This is a genomic window from Candidatus Nitrosopumilus sp. bin_68KS (genome assembly GCF_054095825.1).
Window position 1 is genome coordinate 1 of sequence record NZ_JBSWSP010000011.1, and the last position, 17,776, is coordinate 17,776.

General features: G+C 30.7%; 20 protein-coding genes. 6 read left to right on the forward strand and 14 right to left on the reverse strand.

What is annotated here, in order from left to right; all coding sequences use genetic code 11:
- Positions 1-1,138, reverse strand: a 1,138-nt coding sequence (locus tag ACW9W3_RS05450; protein ID WP_457765143.1) for a hypothetical protein, incomplete at its 3' end; no start/stop codon positions are given.
- Between the two features lie 454 nt (positions 1,139-1,592).
- Positions 1,593-2,360 carry a glutamate racemase gene (locus ACW9W3_RS05455; protein ID WP_457765144.1) on the reverse strand — a complete coding sequence of 256 codons (768 nt, stop codon included), beginning with the start codon at positions 2,358-2,360 and terminating at the stop codon, positions 1,593-1,595.
- A gap of 110 nt (positions 2,361-2,470) precedes the next feature.
- Here ACW9W3_RS05455 and ACW9W3_RS05460 point away from each other — a divergent pair, with 110 nt between their 5' ends.
- Complete coding sequence (locus ACW9W3_RS05460; RefSeq protein WP_457765145.1) at positions 2,471-3,121, forward strand: Snf7 family protein; 651 nt, start codon at positions 2,471-2,473, stop codon at positions 3,119-3,121.
- A gap of 37 nt (positions 3,122-3,158) precedes the next feature.
- On the opposite strand, the gene ACW9W3_RS05465 is transcribed toward ACW9W3_RS05460, so the two are convergent.
- The 3 genes from ACW9W3_RS05465 to ACW9W3_RS05475 form a co-directional block, all read right to left on the reverse strand.
- Positions 3,159-4,037 (reverse strand): hypothetical protein, encoded by an 879-nt coding sequence (locus ACW9W3_RS05465; protein WP_457765146.1) that lies wholly within the window; start codon positions 4,035-4,037, stop codon positions 3,159-3,161.
- Positions 4,028-5,197: a glycosyltransferase gene (locus ACW9W3_RS05470; protein WP_457765147.1), complete on the reverse strand. Its 1,170-nt coding sequence runs from the start codon at positions 5,195-5,197 to the stop codon at positions 4,028-4,030. The genes ACW9W3_RS05465 and ACW9W3_RS05470 overlap by 10 nt, the downstream gene beginning before the upstream one ends.
- A gap of 80 nt (positions 5,198-5,277) precedes the next feature.
- Positions 5,278-6,096: a hypothetical protein gene (locus ACW9W3_RS05475; protein WP_457765148.1), complete on the reverse strand. Its 819-nt coding sequence runs from the start codon at positions 6,094-6,096 to the stop codon at positions 5,278-5,280.
- Positions 6,097-6,168: 72 nt separating this feature from the next.
- Between ACW9W3_RS05475 and ACW9W3_RS05480 the strand changes: the two genes are divergently transcribed.
- Both ACW9W3_RS05480 and ACW9W3_RS05485 read left to right on the forward strand, forming a co-directional pair.
- Positions 6,169-6,375: a hypothetical protein gene (locus ACW9W3_RS05480; protein WP_457765149.1), complete on the forward strand. Its 207-nt coding sequence runs from the start codon at positions 6,169-6,171 to the stop codon at positions 6,373-6,375.
- A gap of 85 nt (positions 6,376-6,460) precedes the next feature.
- On the forward strand, positions 6,461-7,132 hold the full coding sequence (locus tag ACW9W3_RS05485; RefSeq protein WP_457765150.1) for a hypothetical protein: 672 nt from the start codon (positions 6,461-6,463) through the stop codon (positions 7,130-7,132).
- Between the two features lie 17 nt (positions 7,133-7,149).
- Here the strand turns inward: ACW9W3_RS05485 and cobM are convergent, their stop codons facing one another.
- From cobM to ACW9W3_RS05505, 4 genes are read right to left on the reverse strand one after another with little or no spacing between them, the layout of a single operon-like run.
- Positions 7,150-7,908: a precorrin-4 C(11)-methyltransferase gene (gene cobM / locus ACW9W3_RS05490; protein WP_457765151.1), complete on the reverse strand. Its 759-nt coding sequence runs from the start codon at positions 7,906-7,908 to the stop codon at positions 7,150-7,152.
- Positions 7,901-8,623, reverse strand: a complete 723-nt coding sequence (cobI, locus tag ACW9W3_RS05495; RefSeq protein WP_457765152.1) for a precorrin-2 C(20)-methyltransferase — start codon at positions 8,621-8,623, stop codon at positions 7,901-7,903. Before cobI ends, cobM begins: the two co-directional genes overlap by 8 nt.
- 36 nt (positions 8,624-8,659) lie before the next feature.
- Complete coding sequence (gene cbiT, locus ACW9W3_RS05500; protein ID WP_457765153.1) at positions 8,660-9,250, reverse strand: precorrin-6Y C5,15-methyltransferase (decarboxylating) subunit CbiT; 591 nt, start codon at positions 9,248-9,250, stop codon at positions 8,660-8,662.
- A gap of 18 nt (positions 9,251-9,268) precedes the next feature.
- On the reverse strand, positions 9,269-9,748 hold the full coding sequence (locus ACW9W3_RS05505) for a hypothetical protein (RefSeq protein ID WP_457765154.1): 480 nt from the start codon (positions 9,746-9,748) through the stop codon (positions 9,269-9,271).
- 104 nt (positions 9,749-9,852) lie between these two features.
- Between ACW9W3_RS05505 and rqcH the strand changes: the two genes are divergently transcribed.
- Positions 9,853-11,799 (forward strand): ribosome rescue protein RqcH, encoded by a 1,947-nt coding sequence (rqcH, locus tag ACW9W3_RS05510; protein WP_457765155.1) that lies wholly within the window; start codon positions 9,853-9,855, stop codon positions 11,797-11,799.
- Here the strand turns inward: rqcH and ACW9W3_RS05515 are convergent.
- Both ACW9W3_RS05515 and ACW9W3_RS05520 read right to left on the reverse strand, forming a co-directional pair.
- The gene (locus ACW9W3_RS05515; RefSeq protein WP_457765156.1) at positions 11,777-12,163 is read right to left on the reverse strand and encodes an aconitase X swivel domain-containing protein; all 387 of its coding nucleotides are present in this window, start codon (positions 12,161-12,163) and stop codon (positions 11,777-11,779) included. The genes rqcH and ACW9W3_RS05515 overlap by 23 nt on opposite strands.
- Positions 12,160-13,314: an aconitase X gene (locus ACW9W3_RS05520; protein ID WP_457765157.1), complete on the reverse strand. Its 1,155-nt coding sequence runs from the start codon at positions 13,312-13,314 to the stop codon at positions 12,160-12,162. Before ACW9W3_RS05520 ends, ACW9W3_RS05515 begins: the two co-directional genes overlap by 4 nt.
- Positions 13,315-13,365: 51 nt before the next feature.
- On the opposite strand from ACW9W3_RS05520, the gene ACW9W3_RS05525 reads away from it, so the two are divergent.
- Positions 13,366-14,016, forward strand: coding sequence for an endonuclease III domain-containing protein (locus tag ACW9W3_RS05525; protein WP_457765158.1), 651 nt, complete (start codon positions 13,366-13,368; stop codon positions 14,014-14,016).
- Here the strand turns inward: ACW9W3_RS05525 and ACW9W3_RS05530 are convergent.
- Genes ACW9W3_RS05530 through ACW9W3_RS05540 form a run of 3 tightly spaced genes read right to left on the reverse strand, consistent with a single transcriptional unit; the run spans position 14,000 to position 16,564 of the window.
- Complete coding sequence (locus ACW9W3_RS05530) at positions 14,000-14,665, reverse strand: hypothetical protein (protein ID WP_457765159.1); 666 nt, start codon at positions 14,663-14,665, stop codon at positions 14,000-14,002. The two genes, ACW9W3_RS05525 and ACW9W3_RS05530, sit on opposite strands and share 17 nt — an antisense overlap.
- 30 nt (positions 14,666-14,695) lie before the next feature.
- Positions 14,696-15,838, reverse strand: coding sequence for a sulfate adenylyltransferase (gene sat / locus ACW9W3_RS05535; protein WP_457765160.1), 1,143 nt, complete (start codon positions 15,836-15,838; stop codon positions 14,696-14,698).
- 9 nt (positions 15,839-15,847) lie between these two features.
- Positions 15,848-16,564: a phosphoadenylyl-sulfate reductase gene (locus ACW9W3_RS05540; protein ID WP_457765161.1), complete on the reverse strand. Its 717-nt coding sequence runs from the start codon at positions 16,562-16,564 to the stop codon at positions 15,848-15,850.
- Between the two features lie 84 nt (positions 16,565-16,648).
- Between ACW9W3_RS05540 and ACW9W3_RS05545 the strand changes: the two genes are divergently transcribed.
- The gene (locus ACW9W3_RS05545) at positions 16,649-17,764 is read left to right on the forward strand and encodes a thiamine biosynthesis protein (protein ID WP_457765162.1); all 1,116 of its coding nucleotides are present in this window, start codon (positions 16,649-16,651) and stop codon (positions 17,762-17,764) included.
- Positions 17,765-17,776 lie beyond the last annotated feature (12 nt).

The window sequence follows — 17,776 nt, forward strand, 5'->3', positions numbered from 1 at the left end:
ATTGTGATAATGTGACGCTCAGAATATCAGAGATGGAGATGTTTGAATCAGCTGAGAGTAAATCAGTTGAATCAGGTGTTGTGTTATCTATGAATTGTGATAATGTGACGCTCAGAATATCAGAGATGGAGATGTTTGAATCAGCTGAGAGTAAATCAGTTGAATCAGGTGTTGTGTTATCTATGAATTGTGATAATGTGACGCTCAGAATATCAGAGATAGACATTTGATTATTTGATTGAGTTAATTGAGTTTCAGTCGATACGTATGTAGAAAAATCTAGTTCAAATAAATCATCATTAGATTGAGAAATGTTTGTAACATTATCTTGATAAATTATTTCTGGATCTTGTAATTGTGGGATAATTTCTGTACTGTTGTCAATTTCACCATATGCATATCCCCAATAAGATGAAGAGATTGACATTGGAGTTATAACAGCTGATGCAACAAGGATTACAACAAAAGTTAAAGTAAAAAATTGTTTGATTTGATAAAATTTAATTTGTTCATTATCGTAACGAATTAAGACAAAACCTGCAAAAGGTATCAATAATATTAATAATATTGGATTATTAGGATCAAAAACCTGATCATTTACTAATTTAATATTATTTTGAATCAAAGTGTCATAGTTTGAATTAATAAAATTTGGAAATATTTTTTCTGATTCAAAAATATTTGGAATTAAATTATTTAGTTCAACATATAATTTATCAAATGATAAATCATTATGGGCATATAATATTTGATCGCCAATAAGATTTTGATCATCATAATCTAATGTTGATGGAAAAACAATTTGGGAAAGTTTTGATTTATCGATTTGGAATTTTGATTGTCTATCAAAAATTCGTTCCATCATTATTTTTCTATCAGATTCATGCTTCACTAAAATAATTTGATCTTTAACTTCCATTGATGATGCAGAAATTTTTTCATGTAATGAAACTGAAAAAGATTTTGATTCATCAAATTTTTTTTTAATTTCAGTAAATCCAATTTTTTCATTCAAATAAATGCTAAAATTTTCTGGAGCTGATTTAAAATTTTCTGGAGCTGATTTAAAATTTTCTGGAGCTGATTGTGCAAAGACATAATCAGTTCCAGATGAAAGTGTTGACAGAACTAAAATCAAAAACATGGATATGGCTAAAGATTTCAGAACTGTTCACCTCCAAAAATTTTAGGATATGGAATTGAATTAGAGAAAACTCTAGAGAAATGAATTTTTGTAAAACTTACGTTTACAGATGTTCTAAATTCAAGTGCCATATCCAATAAAATTTAGTCAGATCAAAGCATAAGGAGCAAGGAATTATGTTAAAAAGTTCAGATCCATGATGGAATATTTAGATTTTATAGATACCAAAATGGAATTTTAGATTTTTTCAAAAATTAACTATTAATTTTTTAAAATAGCTAAAAAATAATTTGTTAGTGAAAGCTATGTTTGTTGAATTGTAAATGGTAGAGCTATGTTTGTTGAATTGTAAATGGTAGAGCTATGTTTGTTGAATTGTAAATGGTAGAGCTATGTTTGTTGAATTGTAAATGGTAGAGCTATGTTTGTTGAATTGTAAATGGTAGAGCTATGTTTGTTGAATTGTAAATTTGGAAATTTTATTATTTATATTCATATATCTTAATTTTTTTTCAAGTGATTTGATGCTACCAGAAGTGAATATTTGTAAAGTATTTCTCGTTATATTATGATCCGAATATTTTTGTTTCAATTTAATTGCTAATGATTGACTAGGATCAAGAAAAATAATATTCGGAAATACTTTTTTGAAAAATCTTAAAAGAAATGGTAGATGAGTACTTGATAAAGTTGCTACATCTATGTTATTTTTAATAAAAATTGAACTTAGAGTTTTTTCAATAATATCAATACATAGTTCAGTATTTGAATAGAAATATCCATATTCTACTAATTCTACTAATGCTGATGCATTAATTTTAATTATTTTAAAATTATTTATTTTAAAAATTTTAATATAGTTATCAAGTAAATTGCTTTTTACAACAGATTCTGTTGCTAATATAGCAATACATTTAGATTTTGATAACTTTTTTGCTTCATTTATTGGTGGCAATACAGTTAGAATATTTTTTTGATACGAATCTAATGTGAGGGATAATGTATTAGAACCAATGATGATTAAATCAGGTGTAAAGTATTTTTGAAGAGATGTAATTGATTGTGATGTTATGTTTATTAATTCTTGGACAGATTTTTTTCCGTATGGGAAGTTTTTTGAATCAGCAAAGTAAATTATATCACATTTCATTTGTTTTTGTATTGGTTTGATGATAGTCATCGAGCCTAAACCTGAATCAAAAACAGCAATTTTCATTATGACAGAATTATAATTTGAATATCATTTAGATTTTGTTAGCTAAATTTAATCTAAAACTGATCTAAATTTACACTGTCCATTAAGACTAAATTTCTAAATCATCAACCATGCCAAACTTCGATAAAACTTGGGCTCGACAAGAGACCCAAAGTGTAACTGGCAAACTCCGTGAAGCAGTAAAGCCTCAAGGTGCATTAAAACCACGAATTCAAACTGCAGTAAACAAACTACAAGTCCAAATATCAAAAATGGACTCTATGTTAGGTAAGCTGCACGAAAGAGATGCGCAACTCTTTCAACGAGTGGTAACCGCAATGCAACAACATGATACTAGCACAAGTAGAGTTTTGTCCAACGAATTAGCTGAAATTCGTAAGGTTACAAAGATGCTCGGCAATGCAAGAATGTCATTAGAACAAGTCCAACTAAGACTGACAACTATTCATGATCTTGGTGATGCTATGGTAGCAATTGGACCAGCGATGTCAACAATGAAGGGATTGAAGTCATCACTAGGAAGATTCATGCCAGAAGCTGATTCAGAATTGAACAGTATGACCCAGACACTTAATGGACTAATGATGGATTCCCTGGCAGGAGATTCATTTAGTATGGAATCTGATGTTTCAAGTGAAGAAACTGAAAAGATTTTGCAAGAAGCATCTGCAGTAGCTGAGCAACAGATAGGAGACAAATTCCCATCTGTACCATCTTCAACTGGACTTTCGTCTCAAAGCTCTACAACAACGTTTGAGTAGAGTAGAAAAGACGAACGTTTCTTATTTTTAATTTTTTTTAAAGTTCTTTTAGTGCTTTTAATAATGAAGCATTCTCAAAAAGTTGCTCTTCAGGAAAACAATTTAGCATTTTACCGTTGTCAATTTCATAAAATTCCCAATTTTCACAATCTCTATCAAATTCATATGGTCTTGTATTATCAAATTCCCAATCAAATCCGTTATCAATATCATTTTCAGGGTATGCATGTCCTCTTATCAAAGTAATAGTATTTTGTTCATAATTTGTTTTTACTTCAGCATACAATGAGTTTGGATACAGATAAACAACATTTGGGTGTGAAGTAATAGCATCAAATTGTGTTTTTGTAACATACTCGTTATGTAATAAAATAACTTTATCAAAATTTTTCAATATGTTAGGATTTTTATCAATATCAATGTCACTTAGAAATTTATAATTTAGAAGTTTAAGAATTTGAGCACCATTGCCACCAATTTCTGCTCGTAAAATCAATTTTATTGGAACAGTAAGACAAGATTCATCACATCTTTCATTATAATAATCATAAAATCCAGGTGAATTATATGCACTAGCAGTAAAAATAGGAAATATTACAATTGTTTTTTCATCAGTGTTAAACAATTCATTATATTGCGATAAATTTTTGTCATCGAATTCAAAGGAGAGTTTAAGATATTTTTGAATATTTTCATCAAGAATATAATCATCTCTTATTCCTTTAATTATAAAAATAGAATCAAAAGGTAATTCTACCATATCAAAATTTTTAAAATCAATTTCGAAGTCAAAATATTGAATATTAGTAAAATCATTTTCTTCCTCAGAAATCATTTCATTTAGTTGTGTCAAAATGATTATAACAGATATTGATAATATTATTACAAGTAAAATCATTTTGATTTTTATTGCCAAATCTTTTCTTTAAACGTCCATTTTTTATTTAAAATGAAATTACTAAAAGCTCCAGTTAGAACTCCAACTCCTAATGCGGTTGTATATACCCAATTGTAATTATCAACTAATGAAAATACTACACCAAGTTGGATTAACGCACCAAACGAACTAAACATAATGAATTTTGAAAATTGAGAAATTGTTTTTTTGAATGAAAAGTCTCTATCGTTAAATGTCCACCATTTGTTTAAAATAAAGTTTGATGTCATTGATACAATTATTCCTAAAATATTTGCATGTAGATACCAAATCTCTGTAACTCCACCAGAAAGCATTAACGAAATAATATAATTTATTGCAAATCCTGACGCTCCAATTGTATAAAATCTACCAGCTTTGGAGAAAAACTTAACAGAATTTCGTTTTTCATTGTTGTTGTCAGATTTATCAGAGTGATACAATTTCCAAACTGATTTAATATAATCAACAATTGTAGAAGAATCTAATTTGCTTGAACCTAATGTTCTATTTTGAAAAGTGTATGGAATCTCTTTGATAGTAATACCTCTTTTTTTAACTAGAATTTCTAATAGTAATTTGTAACCTATTGCATCAAAGTTTAATCCTTTCAATATTCCTTTTCTAAATGCAAAAAATCCAGACATCGGATCATTTGTTTTTACACCAAGGCCTTTCTTTGCAATAACTGTTGCAATCTTACTTAACAACTTACGTTTTTTATTCCATCCATTTATTTTTCCGCCAGTAATATATCTAGATGCAATTACCATATCACATTGATATTTTTTTAGTGTTTCAATCATTTTTGGAATAATTTGTGGGGGATGAGAAAGATCACTATCCATTACAACTATAGTGTCACCGGTTGCCCGTTGAATCCCACTTAAAATTGCCGAACTTAAGCCATTTTTTGTTGTCCTGTGAATAATATTTACTGTATATCCAGCGATTTTTTTGACGCTTTTTAGATAGTCCTCTACAATTTTACCTGTTCCATCAGGGGAATTGTCATCAACAACAATTGCTTCTGTGAAAATATTTTTTGGAATAATATCCCCAATAGATTTTAAGATATTTAGAATATTTTGTGACTCATTATATGTCGGAATAATAATTGAAATTTGAGGCCTATTTTTATTCCTATTCTCAATAGTCATTTGATTAAATGGGAAAAATTAGTGGTTATTAATTTTTAATTAACAATAATAGATTCTAGGCACCAATATTTTTGATATTGTCAAGATGTTTTAGAAATTAGAAAATCTTCTTTTGTAAATTTGGATTTTATGAGAAAAGTGAAAGTTATCAATATTGGAATTATAAAAAACAGTAAAAATGAAAATTGAAATTCAGGAATTGATTTGTCAGGTGAAACTAAGTTTCCCCATTGACTTGGGCTTGAAATAGAAATCAAACTTTGTTTTTTTATATCATATGGCCATGAATAATGAGTTTGTTTGTCTGCATCAAAAACTGAAAGATAGAATCCATAATTATCAGAACGACCTAATACATCTAAGGGAATTTTAAATTCATAACTTGCATGTGGGACTTTGTTGTATCTATCATATTTATCAGAGGTGGATCCAACAGCAACAAAATTTTTATCATTGATGATTTTGGTAAAGTGACCGTTTACTGCAGGGATGTAATTTCCTTGATATGTAAATGAAGTTTTTCCGTTTAGAGTTGTTGAAAAACAGTAATCATCTGATTGCGGAATAGTGGTTTTATCATTTTTTGTATCAAAACAAACAATAGCACTATCTGAACCTTTGTTAATACTTATGTCAGAGGCTGCATTGATTTGAATATAGATAAAATTTTCTTGGTGTGCTGTTCTTAAATGAATCTCAGTTCCATCATCAAATTTTAGCCAATTATAACTTGATTTTTTCCATTCAGAGGAATCTGTCCACTTTCCATCAAAGATTAATTCATCTAAATCAGATGAAAGAGAAATCAAAATAGAATCTTCTGCAAATGCGTTATCAAAGTACACATAAAAGAAAAAAACAATAAAGAAAATCCCAAATAGTTTGATTTTATTTTTCATTAATTTGATTATTCATTTAGCTAGTAGAAAAATTTTTTATTCTTTTTATACTAGAGTAAACTAAAAAAAATTATGAATAAAGGAATCATAATCGGAGTATCAATAGCAATTATTATTGGTATGGGTATTTTAGTGGTTTCAGGAAATTATTTAGAAAATATTAGTGAAATTTCTCTTGAGGAAGAAATTGATGAAATTTCTCTTGAGGAAGTGATGAAAAATAAGCCTAAACAATTTACTATAGGATTGGATGAATCAGTAGGAGTTTCAGGTGGATAATAATTCTAGAAATGATCCGATTTGGAACTATTATTTAGAAAAATTTACCAGAATGCCTATAAATCAATTTTGTAATATAATTTTAATGAAAAACACAACAGGCATTGGTATGTTAGTAGCAATCACATTTGCCGTCGGAATGGTTGGATTAAACTTTTCAGATGGTACAATTGAATTGCAAGGTAATACAGCATCTTCTTATTCAGAAGGTGGAAGTATACTAGGACATATTGAAGTCATACACACCGATAGTGAAGGAAACATTCTTTCATATCAACAAACAGATAATGCAATTGTAAATGATGGACGAAACTGTACTGCCATGTTACTCTTTGGACAGAACAGTGGTTGTACTGCTGGTACCGCAACTGCTTTAGGAAAATATACAGTTATTGGAATCAGTAACGGTACTACTGCATTAGCAGATACTACTCTGAATACAATACTTCCTAACGAAGTCACAGTGGGTGATGGATTAAATGCAATAGCTGGTACTTTGGGTACATTTACAAACTCAACAGCTGATTCCGATCCTGCAGTCCAAAGAATTTCAAACCAATTCACATATTCTGCAGCAGCAACACAATCTGGAAATACAATCAGTTCAGCAGGCTTGTTTAATCAAACAGCACTTGGTGCTGATAGAGGAGTATTTGCATTGAAAAACTTTCCATCAAACGTTGTCATGAATCCAGGTGATCAGTTAACTGTCAACTGGGACATTACAATTGATGGTTCAGACGTAGTAGGTCCATAGACGTCTAAATCTATTTTTTATTTTTTCTTTCTATAGCCATGGCTAAAGTTTTTGTCGTATAATTTTGAATACTCGTATGTTTCAGGATCAATCACATCACTGATTATTATAATTGCAGTTCTAGTAATTTTTTCATCTTTGGCTTTTTTTGTAATATTCTCAAGAGTTCCTTTTACAATTTTTTGATCCTTCCAGCTTGCTCTAAAAACTACAGCTACAGGTGTTGTCTTTTTGTATCCACCTTGAATTGCTTCTTTAACTAATTTAGAAAGTAAATGTACACTAAGGTAAAAGATCAATGTTGCTTTGTGTTTTGATAGCTCAGATATTCTTTCATGTTTTGGAACTTTGGTTCGTGATTCTGCTCTTGTAACAATTATGGTTTGAGTAACTCCAGGAAGTGTTAGTTGAGTTCCAAGGGCTGCAGCTGAGGCTAAAAATGCAGTTACTCCAGGTACAACTGTAGACTTTATTCCTTTTTTCTCTAAATTATCAATCTGTTCTTTGATTGCACCATAAATTGAAGGATCACCATCATGCAGCCTTACAACAAGTTTGTCTTTTTTTGCATTCTTGTATAGTAAATCAAAAATTTCTTCTCTGACTAGTTTTGCTGCATCAAATAATTTTCCCTTTTTACAAAGTTTCAAGATCGGTTCAGGAATCAAAGAACCGGAATAAACTACAACGTCTGCTTTTTGGATTAATTTTTTTGCCTTTACTGTAATTAGTTCGGGATCACCAGGTCCACACCCTACAAAGAATACATCAGACACGTTTTACCACCAATATTGAGAAATATTTTGTAGTTAATGTATCATCATTTACTTCACCTAATGTCATTTTTCTAATAATTTCATGGTCTGTTCCAAGATCTTGTCCTATTGCAAATATAGAATTATCCGGAAATCCAGACTCTTTTAGAACTTCAATAACTTTATCAAAATATCTTCCATCTTTAAGAAATATCATTGATTCAGAATGTTTTGCAATCTCTTTAACACTTGATAAATCATAACAAGATGGAATAATTGCAACTTTTTCTGCACCTTCAGCTACACTAACACCAACTTTTGCTGCAAATGTAAACATCGAAACAATTCCAGGAATTACACTAATTTCCATATCAGGGTAATTTTCTTTTAGATCCTTGTGCATGTATATCCAAGTACTATACAAGAAAGGATCACCTACAGTAAGATAAACAACATTCTTTCCAGTCAATACAGTTTCAGCCATTATCTTTGCATTTCTTTTCCATGTTTCCTCCAGAATATCTTTGTCTTTAGTCATTGGAAAAATTAATTTTACAATTTTTTGGTTTTTAGATTTATCAATAATTGGTGATACAACAGCAAAAGCAATGCTAGGTCTTTCCTCATTGGAAGCTGGACACATGATGATATCTGCATTCTGAATTGCCTTTACAGCCTTGACAGTTAGCAGATCAACATCTCCAGGACCCACTCCAATTCCAATTAATCCAGGCATAAAAAATCAGACGTTATTCCCAATTAAATATCTAGATTAGACTCTAGTGGCAGAAATTATAGTTACTGGATTTCTTGCAAGCATCATAGTTCCAGTACTAGTCTTTCTACTCTTTGAAATGGTTACTTGAGTAATATCTATTGATTCAAACTGTAATTTGTCTAAAATTTGCAATACTGAATAAAGTGTCTCAATTAAAATAATTCCAATTACAATTCTACCTCCTGACTTTAGTTTATTCTCAGATAGTTCAACTATATCTTTTGTATCGCCACCTGTTCCTCCAATTATTATGACATCAGCTGGTTCAAGATCTTTTATCTTTTCTTTTGCATCACCAAATATTACTGAAATATTTGAAAGGCCAAATTTTTGAATATTCTTTTTAGTTAATTCTATTGCATTCTCATCATGATCAATTGCTAATACTTTTCCTGATGATTCAACTTGAAGTCCAGCTTCAACAGATATTGATCCACTTCCACAACCAATATCATAAACAGTTTGACCCGGTTTTAATCGAGCTTTACTAATTTGAATAGTTCTTACTTCTTCTTTTGTGATTGGAACTTTTTCTGCTCTCTCAAAATGTTCATCAGGAATTCCAGGTGTTTTAAAATCCCACATATCTAATCGTTTTTGTGTTTAGAGATTAATCCCGCTAGAAACACTTCCAGAATGAACTAGCGTATAAGTTACAATCCAAGTAAACAAATACAAAAATACATAGCTGCCAATAGCTTGAGTAACAATTTTCTTTCTATCTGATGATGGTAGTTGCATTTTCATCCCCTTTGCAACTATAATTGTTCCAAAGAATATTATAATCATAAATGCAATTGATGCCCATCTTCTATCTTCACCCTCAATATCTTCAAAGATAAAAGTCGCAGTAGTTCCTGCAATAATTGCCAATGCAACTCGCATCCAAAATAATTTATTTAATTTTCTATCCTTTTCACTTTTTTCAGCTACACTAACTGGAGGATCAGTCGATGAATTATCTGCAACAGGCTCAGATTTTTCTGTTTCAGGAACATCAACTGGATTCTCATTTACAGATTCTTTTTTAGAATCTTCAGGTCCAGTAGTAGGAGCAGATTTTTTCTTTTTGAATTTCGCCATGGTAAATTTCTAGCGTGACTCGGGTAAACCATGTTTAATATCTTTGGTCAAAGCTTGAGCACATCATAGCAAGGGTATAATTTTAGATATAAAATAGCATATTCATGACATTATCTGGAATAGAACTACGATACTTGGTAAATCAAATTTCAGAGCAAGTCCAAGACTATTACATTAGTAATATTTACGGCATTACAAAAGACAGTATCCTCTTCAAGCTTCATCATACTGAGAAAAGTGATCTTTTCATGATGATTTCAACATCAGGTGTATGGTTGACCAAAGTAAAAATCGATCAAATAGAACCCAACAGACTACTCAAAAGATTACGCAGTGATCTATTACGATTAAAATTAAAAAAAATTGAACAGATTGGTGCAGAAAGAATTGCATATTTTACATTTGAAGGATTTGGAAAAGAGTTTGTTTTAGTAGGGGAATTTTTTGGAGATGGTAATATACTACTTTGTAATAACGAAATGAAGATTCTTGCATTACAGCACTCTATAGAAGTCAGACATAGAAAGCTCGCTGTAGGTTTAGAATATGCACAGCCACCAACAAGCGGACTAGATATCTTTAACATATCAGAAACAGATTTTGATGGACTTAAAACAACTGAATTGGTTTGCGCCAAATGGTTTGGGAGAACTTTGGGTTTACCAAAAAAATATGTCGAAGGGGTATTTGAAATTGTAAATGTTGACGGTAAAAAAATTGGCAATCTATTAACACCTGAAGAAATAAACAGGATTTTTGAAACTACTAAAAAGATTGTTTCAGATATAGTGTCAGGAAATCATGAACCAGTAATAGTTAGAAATGAAAAAGTAGAAGTTCTTCCAATAAGATTAGGAAAACTAGAAGGAGAAATAACAAATGTCAACAGCTTCATTGAAGGATTAGATACAGTTTTTACTGAAAACATAGTTGAGAAAGGAAAATCAATTCAATCAAGTGGCTCTGATAAAAAAATTAAAGAACTTCAGACTCAAATATCTGAGCAAGAAAAAGCAATTGAAACAGTAAAAGAAAGATCAAGAAACATTACAAATGTGGCAAATTCTCTTTATCAAATGGTCTCACATGGAATAATATCAATAGAAGATAGTAAAGCAGAAGAAATTTTATCAAAGAATAATGCAAAATTAATTACAGAAAAAGGAATTTCTTTAATTGTAATTCAAGATGAAAAAATAAAAATCAATACAAAATCTTCACTTCAATCAATTGCATCTGTATTATTTAATGAAGCAAAAAAACAATCTGGTGCAATAAAATCAATTGAATTTATCAAAGAAAAGACATTGAAAAAGCTTGAGAAATTACAAAACAAAACAGAAGCTGAAAAAGATATCAGCATGATTTCAGAGATTAGAAAGAAAAACTGGTATGAAAGATACAGATGGTTCTTTACATCTGATGGTTTACTAGCAATTGGTGGAAGAGATGCTGCATCAAACTCTGCAGTAGTTAGAAAACACTTGGTAAAAAATGATAAAATATTTCACGGTGACATTTTTGGTTCTCCATTTTTTATTCTAAAAGAGGCACAAAATGCTCCAGATAGAAGCATGAATGAAGTTGCACATGCTACTGTTTGTTTTAGCAGGGCATGGAAAGAAGGGATGTATGGTGTTAGTGCTTTTTGGATTAATCCAGAACAAGTAAAAAAATCTGCTCCTAGTGGAGAATTTCTACCTAAAGGATCATTTACAATTGAGGGACAAAGAAATTTTATTAAATCAGATACTCTCAAACTTGCAGTTGGGATAATTCCACAAGATGATGATTATGTTTTAACATGTGGTCCACCAGAACCAATTAAAAGAAATTCTATTTGTTATGCAGTAATTGAACCACATGGATCAGAGATGGTTGATACTGCAAAAAAAATACGAATTGAGTTTTTAAAAATGTATGAAGATATTGCAAGAAAAATTAATCTTGACGATTTTGTTCGAGTTTTACCATCAGGGAAAAGCCAAATTAAAGAAGTCTCTATAGGAGATTTAGAAATTGAAAAGTTTACTGATACTGAATTAGATTAGAATCAGTATCAAGGGATATTTTCATTCCATTTTTAATAGCATTGAATTCTTTATCTGAAATTGTAATTAATGGAATATTTGCTAGTGCACAACCAGTAGCTACTGTAAGATCTGCTTTTTGACATATCATTGCAAGAGGTGCTGAATTATTTGATTTTATTGAATAAATTGTATACGCACCAACGCTACTGCCTACTCCTGAAGGAAAAATAAGAATAACATCCTTGATTGATTTTCCATAAAGTTCATGATTGCTATCACTTATTATTCCTGTTTTCTTATCAACAGTTCCAAGAAAATTAATTGGTTTCTCAGATTTTAAAACAGTACCATCTACTTTTCCAGCTACTAAAATTTTATTCATCTTGTTTCATCTTGTATTATTTGCGATAAAGATTTTAGATTTACATCTACACCGTTAGAATTTTTAAGATAAAATGCACCTTTAATACTATTAGTAGTAACTGCATCAATATTTTCTTTATTTATTAAAGGAGTCAAACACGTGCAACAGTCAGAAAGAATTTCACATCCTGCCCGTTCAAGTTCTGTAGTGTAACCAATTTTTTTTGCTTGTTCCTTTACAGTTCTAGGTAAAAATACCATACAACGCTTTTGAAAAGATCTGCCCTTTAGCATACTTGTAAGATCAGAAATCTCATCTAACCCCAATTGAGGACTACCCAAAGTAATCAAATCACCTTTTTCTGCAGTATTTAGCTCATCATGTACATTTTGCATCTCTTTTTCATCAAAATCTACTTTTTCACAATCAGAATCACCATCTCCAAAATTAAATTTTGCACATGTTCCTGATGTTCCCATTCCACCACACATTGCTTTACATTGTCTTTTATCCATCTCTGCAAGACCAGAAATATTTACAGAAATATCTCCAACTTTTCCTGCAAAAAATCCTAACATACCATATGTTAATTCATTTGGATTTTTTACTTTCATGTTAATTGTAATATTTGGGGAATCATCTTTTCTTATTGAGGAATATGGACTTTTTCCAACAATAGCGCTTGCAAGTGCACTAAAGGCGCTCTCCTTGTTTGTCTTTAAATTATCAAAAGAGTTTGCATGAATTGCAGCATTGGATTCTGCAAATGCAACTTGGGTTCCATCTTTTGGGATCTCAAAAATTTCATAAGGAATGCATGAAAACGAAGGGATTACTCCCATTGTTTCATATGAATTTCTAATAGAAAGTTGTTTTGAAATAAAATTTTCGTCTAATCCATAGTTTGCAACATTATCAATATCAAATCCCATTGGATTAAGAGTAGTTTTTACTGAAACTCGAGCATCTTTGCTAATGCTTGATAGAAATTCTTCACCTGCATCTCCAATTGTATTATAATTTACACCAGAAAGGTGAGCCCACTTAATTGGAATTAGTTTCTCAGCATCAGTTGCCTCACCTGTCGCTACCAAAATTCTATATGCCATCTGCATAATTTCTCCCTGTTCGCCTTTTAGTGCAGATTCTTCTTCTTTAGTAAGTTCCAATGATAAATCTTTGATATTACAGTTATAATACTTGTAGGTAGATTGTTGAGAATGGAAAAAATTCTTCGTGGAATGATTGACACTATGAATGCTGTAAAGCCACCAAGAATTACAGCATTACAAGATCTTCATGATGCTGAAACTGGTCCATTTAGTATTCTAATTGGAACAATACTTTCAGCTAGAACTAAAGATGAAGCAACAACAAAAGCAGTAAAAGCATTATTCTTAAAATATAAAAATCCAAAAGAACTTGCAAAGGCCAAAATAAAAGATGTGGAAAAAATAATAAAATCAATTGGATTCTATCATGTAAAATCTAAAAGAATAATCGAGGTTGCAAAAATTATTGATAAAAAATACAAAGGTAAAGTTCCAGATGATCTAGATACATTGGTTGAGCTACCAGGTGTTGGAAGAAAAACAGCTAATTGTGTACTCGTTTATGCATTTGAAAAGCCAGCTATTCCAGTAGATATTCATGTTCATAGAATATCAAATAGATTAGGATTAGTAAATACAAAAAATCCCGAAGAAACAGAACAAGAATTGATGAAGAAAATTAAAAAAAAATATTGGATTGATATTAATGATACATTTGTAATGTATGGACAAAATATTTGCAAACCAATTTCACCAATGTGTAATGTATGTAAGATTAAAAAAAGTTGTAAATATTACAAAACTAAGAACGCTTCTTAGTTAGAAATAATACCCCTACAATTATTCCAACACCTGCTGCCATGTAAAATGGAAACATAGCAAATGCATTCTTTGCAGGATCACCAGAAAGAAATTCTATAATCATACTTCCAGAGTTTACTGCAGGAGGATCAGTAGAACTTTCCTTTCCATATACTGAATACGAATCAATTGCAAATGTACCAATATCCAAATTGGTGACTACAATTCTTGCTCCATTATTCACTGTTAGTCCTGCTCTATCAGTGTATGATATGATAGATTTTGCTTGTGGATACCAGCCTCTATCAAGATCTTTGTGAACTACGATGTATCCTTCTTTTGGAGTTTGAACTGCTACCCAAAACTTGTTGTCAGGTTTAGATCCCATACCAACTTCAATAAACTCATCATGAGTTTCTGCATCATATAGTCTAAGAACTGCATTTCCATTTGGATTTGCATATAGTAAATTGTTATCAATAGTTACTTGCCAGCTAACAGCATGAACATCATCTAGAAATACTACTGGAGCTTCTCGAAAGATTCGATTAAATTCATCTGAAGGAATATCAATTGTATCCAAAAGTAATGATGGATTTGTTAATTCCTGTGCAAATACAGGAGTGTAAAAAAATCCCAATAACAAAATTACAAATAGATACTTCACAAGCTAGAACAAATTTGATTGAATAAAAAGCTAATCAACAAATGGTTTTGGATGATCTAAAATCACTTTAGCTACTTCTGGTCGTAGAATAAATTCTGAAGGTGCTTGTCCATTTTGAATCATTTCTCTTAGTTTAGTTCCACTAATTTGCTCCTTATCATCATCTCCATGTGGACATGCTTTTGGGGTTGTATACGTTAGACATTTCCTACAATAAAAAAATGGTGGGAAAAATACTGGAGATATTTCTAATTCTGGATAATCATCAAAGATTTTTTGTGCTGCAAATGGATCATAAAATTTTCCAACACCTGCATGATCTCGTCCAATAATGATATGCGTGCATCCATAGTTTTGTCTCATAATTGCATGATGGATTGCCTCTTTTGGACCAGCATATTTCATTTCAGTATGTAAAGTTCCAAGCATACATCTGTTTTCTGGATAGTATGATTTTATCATGGTTTCATAGCATTTTACAATAACTTCATCAACAAAATCACCTGACTTTTTCTTTCCAATAATTGGATTTACAAATACTCCATCCCGAGTTGTAATAGATGTTTTTTGTAGCATTTCATGTGCTACGTGTGGGGGATTTCTGGTTTGAAATGCACAAATAGTCTTCCAGCCTGCCTTGGCAAAGGCGTCTCTAGTTTGATTTGGTGTTAGTCTGTTGTTTCTAATTTCACTATCATTTGGTCTTTGAATATAATCAATCTTTCCGCCTACCAAGTTATCCTGCATTGACATTGTCTTTGCAACACCTGGATGAGAATTATCATTTGTTCCATATACTCCCTGAACAGTTTTTTCTTTATCAAAAGAATAGATTTCATCGACGTGTAATACTGCAACTCCAACTCCATCTGGATTTTTTAACAACACATCTTTTGCATCTTTCATTTTAGAAGCAGTTTGTTCATCAACATCTAATACTATTGGAATGGTCCATGCTAAATTATTTGCAAGTCTTCCTCGTGATACAACGCTTTCAAAGTCTTGTTTACCTAAAAATCCTTCAAGTGGACTAAATATTCCATCTGCAATATTTTCAACATCATTGGCAAGATCTTCAGTAATTGTAATTGAGAATAATCCCGTAGGATCTACTTTGGTGATTCTATTTACTAAAATTCCACCATGTGGCTTAATTGAGTTATTTTCTGACATAATATTTCTCTATTCAGGGTCTATATGAAGGCCACACTCTTTATTTCCTCCTTGTTCCCACCACCATCTTCCTGCACGAATATCTTCTCCAGGTTTTATTGCTCTTGTGCATGGCTCACATCCAATACTAGGATAGCCTTTGTCAAGAAGACTGTTGTAGGGTAGATCATTCTTTCTGATATATTCTTGAATTTGATCCCAAGTCCAGTCAATTATTGGATTAATTTTTAAAATTCCACCATGCCCATGATCTAGTTGAAACATTGTAACATTTTCACGATTTTTTGTCTGCTCTCGTCTTAATCCTGTAATCCAACCATCCAAAGTCTTTAGCATTTTGTTCATTGGATGAACTTTACGAATATCACAGCATTGTTTTCTGTTCTCAATACTTTCATAGAATAGATTCATTCCTTTTTCTTTAACCATTTCTTCAACTTCTTTTGTATCAGGGAATAAAACTTCGATTGAAATGTTGTATTTTTTACTTACAATATCTATAATGTCATAGGTTTCTTGGGGTAGTCGTCCTGTATCTAATGTAAAGAATCGAAATTTTGGATTAATTTTTAACATGATATCCATTACTACAGCATCTTCAGCACCAAAGCTAGAGGCTTTTGCAACCTTTGGATGAAGATTATCAGAAACCCATTCAAGTGCACCCTCTGTTGTATGAATTTTAGAGTTTAAATCATCTATTTGTTCTTGTGTAAATTGAACCACATTTTCACATATAGTATTTGTTTTATATTGATTACCCGAAATTTTATCCTAAATTATAAACAAGTAGATTTCAATTTAAAAAATATGGATGAAAAATCATATGTTGTAGTTTTCCCAACTATTTTTTCAAAATATAAAATCCCATTATTAATTACAAACATTAAAAAAATTTTAAAGATAAAAAAACAGCAATTCAAATCAGTCAAACGAGATGATGATATAATTTTAGTTGATGCAAATGATCCTGTCTTTGCATCATCTGCAATCAATCTATTATTTGGAGTTGAAAAAATAGCAATTGCAAGACAGACAAAAAATGATTTTCAAAATATTGTTACAGAGATTACATCTATAGGTGGAAATCTACTACTAAAAGGGGAAAAATTTCTAGTCAAAGTTGAAGGAACATCGAAAGGATTTCTTACTAAAGATGTTGAAATCGCTGCAACATCAAGTATTATTGAAAAGAAACAAAATCTTGGAGCTCATCCTGGAACTGATGAAAATTATGATAAATTGCTGTATTCTTATTTAACAAAAAATAATGCATACATCTGTATTTTCTCAGACAGGGGTAATGATGGTATTCCATATGAAATACAAAAGGAGAAAACAATTTGTGCAATATATGATGAATTATCTGCTGTATCATGTTTTGAAACCATTAAACAGGGAAATGATGTAAAAATAATAGTATGTTATAGACAAAAATCTGAATTGATGAATCTAGCTAAAATGATTAATCAGATTTTACCAAGACTTGCACAAGATAATGTTGAATTAGAATTCTATGAGTTAAAAATCAGGCCAACCGGAATTAAAAATTATTTGATTTATGTAAATTCAATTTTACAAATAATGTTACAGTGCTCAAACACACGAATATCAATAGCATTATCATCATTGATATTTTCTTCAAATTTTATTGATAATTCACTAAAACAGATTTTTGAAAAAAAGAAAATTCCAATTATGCCACTTGCTGGAGTAGATTCTAGTTTATTTAATGATGCAAAAGAGATTGGGCTAGAAAGGAATCTCAAAAAACTAAAAAGTATTATCGCTATTACTACAAATGAAGTTCCCATTTATGCAAAAAAAGAAGTAGATAACGCTCTCAAAACAAAGAAAATGATTTCAATTAAAGTGGGACCTAACAATGTTCATGATATTTTAGATTCATTTGAAGAGAATCACTGAGAATTTAAACTG